Below are 1895 nucleotides of genomic sequence, written 5' to 3'. Positions count from 1 at the left end.
GCAGCTTCAGCTCGTTCTTTCCATGTTGAGTCAGGACTTAACATTGTTTCAATATCTTCGAAAAAGAAATTAAATGTGGATTTTAATAGTTTCTTTTCATGATTTCTTTGTTCTTCTATAAATTTGTCTATTATTTCACGTTCTTTTTCTTTTTTAGTTTTACCTTTATTCTGAGGCACAGGACAGGAGCTTTCTAAATTTATATACTTTGATCCACCTTTTGGAATTACCACTTTTTGTCCAGTAATCATGTCTTTTCCAGTGGTCATTTCATATAGAGTCTTGATATTCCCAAAAATAGGAATGTGATTTAACCCCATAGAAAATAGTTTAAGATTTTGAGCTTTTTCATTCTTTTTGACTTGTTTGACAGCAGCTTTGGCCGCATTGTTGGCCTTTTTAGTTGCTTTCTTAACAGCTGCTTTTTTCGCAGCCCGTTTAAACTTCTTGGCCAATTTTCTCCTGGATAGCCTATTTCTAAGCTTCCTGGCCTTTGTAAAAAGCTTACCTCTCTTTTTCTTACGCTTCTTCTTAGGCTTTTTGAAGAGATTCTTTAATTTTAATTTATTTTTCGCCTTTTTGATTTGCTTTTTTTAAGGCCTTTCTTGCTGCTTTTTTTGCACTCTTAACAGCAGGGATACTACCAAGGAGGCTGCATATCGCTCCAAAAAAGCCTTTACTCTTACCTTTCCCCTTCTTCGCCATTAAGCACCACCCCCACCAAGAGGGATCATGCCCATGACGTCTAGGGCAGATTCAAGGTCTGCTCCGTCTTCTGATGCATCAAAACAGACACAGTTAAACATAATACCTCCTATTTTAAGTTAGTGTGAAAGTGTTCCATCAGGTGCAACGTTAATATATTTATCACCATTTTTTGTATTCCCCCACTCTCTCATTTCTTTTTCAGAAAGTTGAACATCCCATTCAAATTGGAGCGGATTAAATACAGAAAAACCATGAATAGGATCACTTTTGATGGTGTCACTATTCATGGTTCAAATATATATGATCAAATAAGCAAATATGTTAGTAAAAAAACCCTTAAAAGATACAATCAAACACAGATTAAATATTAAACATTTAACTTTTTAATGTGTATCCATACCTAATGGCATATTCATTAATTTTTGTATTTAAATCATCCCTATATATTGAAGTACAACATGAAATCTCCCTATGTCCATCATTAGGAAATATATACTCTAAGTAAATAAAAAAATTAAGTGAATCCATTTTTTTTATAATAAATTCATTTGCTTCAAATTCACCACTTCTAACATGTGGTGAATTAATAAAATTATAAATTTCTTCGTACATCTCTTGATCAGAAATCTCTACATCTAAAAATTTTTTTATTACATCCATAAAGTTCCCTCCTTATTTTACTGAAATAACCGGATATGCACTAAGCATACCACCGTCTTCAGAAAGAACAACTTTTATTAAATTTTCTCCTTTAGTTCCAACGGGCTTTCCTGCATCTAAAAATATAGAATATGACTGTTGACCTTGACCGGTCAAGCCATTGTCTAATATACCTTTAACATCACCTTTTTTTCATAGCATCTCTAAGTATAGCCTCTGCTTCTGCTTTTGTATCTCCCACAAACTTCCTGGCCTTTCCACCCGATGTAGCAAGATGCTTTGGTTTCACATATGCTTTAGATATATCATAATTATTAAGCACATTCTTTCCGTTTTGAGCAATATTTTTTGTACGCTGTTTTTCTAAAATCTCTTTTTCTTTTTTTGCATAGTCATCAAACTTAGAACTATCTCTTGCTCTTGCACTTTCATCTACATTTTTTTTGATTCGCTCTGCCTGACTTTCTATAATTTTTGCTCCATCTTTTGCTTTATCAGCCACTTTCGCAGGTTTATAGAATGTATAA

The 1895-nt window shown here is 33.3% G+C and carries 4 protein-coding genes and 1 pseudogene; all 5 read right to left on the bottom strand.

Annotated elements, in window-relative coordinates; genetic code table 11:
• A partial coding sequence (locus tag AN161_RS26790) for a pre-toxin TG domain-containing protein (protein WP_143115089.1) occupies window positions 1-455 on the bottom strand: 455 nt, incomplete at its 3' end.
• Between the two features lie 109 nt (window positions 456-564).
• Complete coding sequence (locus tag AN161_RS30060; RefSeq protein ID WP_158003115.1) at window positions 565-705, bottom strand: hypothetical protein; 141 nt, start codon at window positions 703-705, stop codon at window positions 565-567.
• 119 nt (window positions 706-824) lie between these two features.
• Window positions 825-995, bottom strand: a complete 171-nt coding sequence (locus AN161_RS31225) for a polymorphic toxin type 17 domain-containing protein (protein ID WP_082340467.1) — start codon at window positions 993-995, stop codon at window positions 825-827.
• Window positions 996-1083: 88 nt separating this feature from the next.
• A complete protein-coding gene (locus AN161_RS26785; protein WP_053597361.1) occupies window positions 1084-1368 on the bottom strand; it encodes a hypothetical protein in 285 nt (94 codons plus the stop codon).
• Between the two features lie 181 nt (window positions 1369-1549).
• Window positions 1550-1895, bottom strand: a pseudogene (locus AN161_RS30055) (hypothetical protein); the annotation flags it as partial.

This window comes from Lysinibacillus sp. FJAT-14222 (genome assembly GCF_001278875.1).
In the GTDB taxonomy this organism is placed as follows: domain Bacteria; phylum Bacillota; class Bacilli; order Bacillales_A; family Planococcaceae; genus Lysinibacillus; species Lysinibacillus agricola.
Note: the sequence above shows the minus strand (reverse complement) of the source record. Positions and strands in the feature narration are given on the sequence as shown.

What these genes read in the sequence shown, in the direction of transcription:
- AN161_RS30060 (WP_158003115.1), bottom strand. Translation starts at nt 705, where the DNA reads ATGGCGAAGAAGGGGAAAGGTAAGAGTAAAGGCTTTTTTGGAGCGATA.
- AN161_RS31225 (WP_082340467.1), bottom strand. Translation starts at nt 995, where the DNA reads ATGAATAGTGACACCATCAAAAGTGATCCTATTCATGGTTTTTCTGTA.
- AN161_RS26785 (WP_053597361.1), bottom strand. Translation starts at nt 1,368, where the DNA reads ATGGATGTAATAAAAAAATTTTTAGATGTAGAGATTTCTGATCAAGAG.